This is a genomic window from Oscillatoria sp. HE19RPO (genome assembly GCF_024220515.1).
In the GTDB taxonomy this organism is placed as follows: Bacteria; Cyanobacteriota; Cyanobacteriia; order Cyanobacteriales; family Laspinemataceae; genus Laspinema.
The window spans coordinates 1-5,058 of sequence record NZ_JAMXOT010000468.1 but is presented as its reverse complement, the minus strand read 5'-3'; the positions used below and the strand labels follow the sequence as shown (position 1 = coordinate 5,058).

The window sequence follows — 5,058 nt, the reverse complement described above, 5'->3', positions numbered from 1 at the left end:
CTGCCTACGCAGGCTGAAGAGAAAATCGACTTTTAACAACCGTATTTGGTATGATAATACGGAATCCGGTTGTCAAAGGTCTGTAAAAACCCGCAGGCTCAAGCCTGGGGCTATACAGACAAAGCCTGCCTACGCAGGCTACTCCATAAAAACTTTTCATACCCAGATTTGGTATAAGAGGGGCAATTCACGAATTGCCCCTCTTATACCAAATCCAGTTGGGGTGTTCCAACAAATAAATCATCCAAATCCCGATGGTTAAGCACCTAACAAGACTGTATGACGCCGCGCAGGCGGGCTTTGTCCTGTGAGCCTCCAGGCTTTCCTTACGGAACGCTACGCGAACAGCCTGCGGGTTTTTTGGGGATTTTATTTTTTGGAGTTCCCTTGGTAAAAATCGGTTTTCGTTTTTAGCCCGCGCAGGCACCGCTTCGTCCGGTGAGCTTCCAGGCTTTAACCTGCGGGTTTTTATAGACCTTTAACAACCGGATTCCGTATGAGTTTACTCCACTCTGCCATAAATAGCAGTCTTCTGGTGAGTTAACCAGGCCCACATTTGGTCCCCTTTACAGAAATGCCACCATTCATTGGGATGTTGAGCAAATCCAGCTTGTTGCATTGCTTGGGCCAAAATTTGGCGATGGTTGTGATACGCTTGGTCAGTCTGACTGCTGCTTTCGGCAAAATAGTCAGGATGCGATCGCGGTGAGATTTCATCAATCGGGGAACCCATCTCCACGGCGATACCCCCCTCCTCTACTAACGTGACATCCACGGCAGCCCCTGTGGCATGAGGCGGAGGGGTGGCGGGGTCCAGACTGGGAACCGCCCAAAATTGATACACTTGCGCTAAAATTTCTTGGCGCTGAGAGGGGCTTAATTTCCCCGGGTCTAATCCTTGCGATCGCACCTGTTCCCTAAACGCATACTCTACCATAAACTGCTGCACGGCAATAGGCCGATAGGCATCAAAAATTGAAATCTGCCACTGGGGATATTGCTGCTGGAGGTAGGTTTGTGCTTGGATTAAACCCGTCAATACCCCTTGGCGCAGATAAAACGGCGATCGACCTGCGTAGGGTGCGCCCAACAGTTCATAAGGATGAGGCAACACGAGGGCAAACTGATCCCCAGGAATCGCCACCAAGGGTTCGCCACAGTCGAGAATGGGGATTTGTTGATAGGGTTTCATCGGTGAGTGAGAGAGTCTCCTGATTCTAATAGACGGGATTGCCGTTGACTCGGCGATCGCTCGGATTGTGGCACGGATCAATCCCCGTTTAGCCCCCAATCCTTCTCGCCCCAGGGCCACGCTTCAAAACGGTTCCCGAGGGCGTTGCTTTTATTTTATGTTGGATCCGTAATCATCTGCCCAGGACCGGGTAAACCCGTTTGCCCAGCCCTAGATCAATCCGGCGAGAACTCTGTTGCACCCCAGAAGGTTGGTGGGAGAGGACCCATCAGACATTTAATTGAGGGGTGCAACCCATCCCCGTGTATCTACGGACTATACTAGATCATATCCAGGGTGATCTACTTTTTTCGTTCTTCCAGCAAAATTATCCAGCCTTGATTTACCAAGAACCCAGCCTCTAGTGATAATACGGAGGTTGGGTGTTCTATCTGATTGTCAACACATATCTACCGGGGATGTATTTCCAATGAACTACCCACAATCACAACCAGTCAACCTCTTGTCCAGGATTTCCAAACGGTATCATGGTTTAGGTCCTAGTGAAGAACCTCCGATTCCGGCAACCCCTCCTGTAACCGACTCCCGCACCCTGGTTTTTATCAATTCAGGGGTTTCTGAGCAACAAACCCTATTGGATGCCCTGGGACCGGATACAGAGGCGATCGCGCTTGATAGCGATCGCGATGGCATCGACCAAATCATTGAGGCGATCGCGGGTCGAACCGGCATCGACAGCATTCATTTAGTCTCTCATGGGAGTTCCGGCAGGGTCCAACTCGGCACAACCCAACTGGATGCCGAGACTCTGGATGCCTATCTTCCCCAATGGCTGATCCTGCGGGCGGCCCTCAGTGAGGAGGCGGATATCTTACTTTATGGATGCAATGTCGGGACCTCGGATACAGGGATTACCTTCCTGCAAAAACTCGCGGAATTGACGGGTGCAGATATTGCCGCCTCCGATGATTTAACCGGCAGTGCTGAATTGAACGGCAACTGGACCCTAGAAGTGAGTACGGGAAACATTGAGGCCCCCTTGCCCTTCCAATCCGAGGCGATCGCCACCTATAATGCCTTACTCCCAGAACCCACTCCGGTGACTGTGGGAGATGTCACCGAACTGATTGCTGCAATTACAGCGGCGAATCTGGATGGTCAAGATAATATCATCAATTTAGCACCGGGTACCTATACCCTCACCGGCATTAATAATGATATCCTTGGTGCCAATGGGTTACCCTCGATTCAGACGGGTAATCTCACGATTAATGGAAACGGCGCTGAAATCATTCGAGATGAGGATGAGAACGCACCCGGTTTCCGGATTTTCCATGTTGGGGCTGCTGCTAACCTCACCCTGAATAATCTCATGATTAGAAATGGGTTGGCCAATGTTACCGCCCAAGACAATGGAGAGGATGGGGGCGGGATTTATAATGAGGGAACTTTGACCCTGAACCAGGTTACCCTCACTGGCAACCAGGCTGAGGACGACGGTGGAGGCATTAAGAATGATGGGACTCTGACGGTTATTGAGAGTAGCATTTCTCAGAACTTCGCTCAGGATGAAGGGGGAGGAATCCGAAACGATCGCACTGCGGTCATTTCCAATAGTACGATTTCCAGCAACCAGGCTGCGAGTAATGGGGGAGGGATCTACAACACAAGAAATCTAACCGTTAATCACAGCACGCTCGCCTTGAATGTTGCTGATAGTAATGCCGATGGCACAGGCGACGGGGGCGGCATCTTGTATCAGGGAGGGGCGAGAAATTCCCTCAATCTCAGTCATACCCTGGTTGCCGGAAACACCGATAATACCCTAGTGGGTGCTGTCTACCGAGATATTTCGGGTAGGGTTACCCAGGCAGAGTATAACCTGGTCGGCGATTGGACCGGCAGCACTAACTTAAATGCTGGAACAAATTACAGCTTTGACTTCCTCGGTGGGATTGAGATTACCGATGTCATCAATCCGACTTTAGCACTCAATGGGGCACCTGCCGGGTCTCCGTTAACCCATGCCCTCACTTTAGGGTCTCCGGCGATTAATTTGGGGAATCCTAATGTTAATACTGATTTAGTCACTGACCAACGGGGGACCGGGTTTCAGCGCGAGGTAGGCACAGCGATCGATATCGGTGCTTATGAGAAACAGGTGCTCCCGGTGATTACGGAAATTATGTACCATCCCGTCAGTGACGAACCGGACTGGGAGTGGGTGGAGATTTACAATCCGACGGATCAACCCCTGAATTTAACTGGATTTGTCTTGGCCAATGCCAATGCAAACCTACCTGCGGCAAATATTACGGGGGGTGAGATTGCACCGGGTCAAACGGGAATTTTGTTTAATGACAACCTGCTTACGGAGTCATTTAAGGCGGCGTGGGATACAGGGAATATTGCCCTGATTCCAGTGAGTAACTGGTCTGAATTGGGCAACATTAGCGATCGCATCGGGTTATGGCCCAGTTTTGGTAGCTATACCCTGGGGTTCCCCACCGCTATTGATGAGGTAGCATATAACACAACGGGATTATGGCCAACTCCCTCCCCTGGTGCTTCCTTGTTTTTAAATCCTCTCATTTTTGGCGAAGAAGAGGAATTGACAACAGCCAACAATGATGGTAGCAAGTGGTTAACCAGTGCGATCGGTCAACCCGGTGAACCCACGGAAGTGGTCGCCAAAGCTTATGAAAGTACCTTAGCTGGCAACAATAGCGGTTTAGATATCGGGTCTCCCGGACTGACGGACTCGATTTTGCCCAGTTTTCAAGACTTTATGGCCGAAGATGTGACCCTTGCAGGCGGAACAACCTACAGTATCACCGTCACCTTTACCGATAACCGGGCGATCGACTGGAGTACCCTGGATATAGGGGATATTATGGTCACGGGAGACAATAACGAAAGTCTCCAAGTCACAAAAATAGAGACCCCCAATCACACCGGCAATTTCAATAGTATCAACGTCACCTACCAAATCACCCCGCCCGGGGACAGTTGGGATACGAGCGATAACGGCACTTATACCGTGACGTTGCTAGAAAACCAAGTAACCGATACCACAGGCAATGCGATCGCCTCCCAGGAACTCGGGCGCTTTGTCGTCAACATCAATACCCCGCCCACCTTAGCACCCATCAATCAAACCGGCACAAAAGATACTCCTTTTTTCTTTAACCCCGAGTATTTTACCACTCAATTTACAGACAGTGATGGGAATACCCTCCAGAAAATTTCAATTACCTCTCTTCCCACCAACGGAACCCTATTTTTCGATGGAAATCCCATCCAAATTACCCCAGAAAATCCCCTGGAAATTTCCCTAATTGATATTGAGAAACTCTCCTTTGTCCCTGCTGAAAACTTCAATGGTCCCGTGAGTTTCAATTGGAATGGATTCGATGGCACCGACTATGCCGAAACTCCCTCCACCGTTAATTTAAACATTAACGCTCCCCCCATCCTCGTCAATCCCCTGGAAAATCAAACCACCACTCCGGGAACCAACTTTACCTTTCCCATCCCGGAAAATACCTTTGATGATGCTGATATTATCTACAATGACAGTTTAACCTATACCGTTACCCTCTCCAATGGAAACCCTCTTCCTAATTGGTTAACCTTCAATGATGACGGCACCTTCACCGGCACTCCAGCAGGAACAGATATCGGAACTCTCACGATTATTGTCACCGCTACCGATAAATCCGGTGCAAGCATTACCGACACCTTTGATTTAACCATTCAACCGCCTAATACAGGTGGCGGTAATACAGGTGGCGGTAATACAGGTGGCGGTAATACAGGTGGCGGTAATACAGGTGGCGGTAATACAGGTGGCGGTAATACAGGTG

General features: G+C 49.8%; 3 protein-coding genes. 2 read left to right on the top strand and 1 reads right to left on the bottom strand.

Annotation, left to right across the window (positions count from 1 at the left end; all coding sequences use genetic code 11):
- The coding region (locus tag NG833_RS29660) for a hypothetical protein (protein WP_254568859.1) at positions 1–262 on the top strand (262 nt) is incomplete at its 5' end.
- A gap of 240 nt (positions 263–502) precedes the next feature.
- Here NG833_RS29660 and NG833_RS29655 read toward each other — a convergent pair.
- Entirely contained in the window at positions 503–1,192 is a 690-nt protein-coding gene (locus tag NG833_RS29655; protein WP_254568858.1) for a M15 family metallopeptidase, read from the bottom strand.
- Positions 1,193–1,694: 502 nt separating this feature from the next.
- Between NG833_RS29655 and NG833_RS29650 the strand changes: the two genes are divergently transcribed.
- The coding region (locus NG833_RS29650; protein WP_254568857.1) for a DUF4347 domain-containing protein at positions 1,695–5,058 on the top strand (3,364 nt) is incomplete at its 3' end.

Excerpts from the sequence above, each read along its gene's own strand:
- NG833_RS29655 (WP_254568858.1), bottom strand. The coding sequence starts at position 1,192 with ATGAAACCCTATCAACAAATCCCCATTCTCGACTGTGGCGAACCCTTG.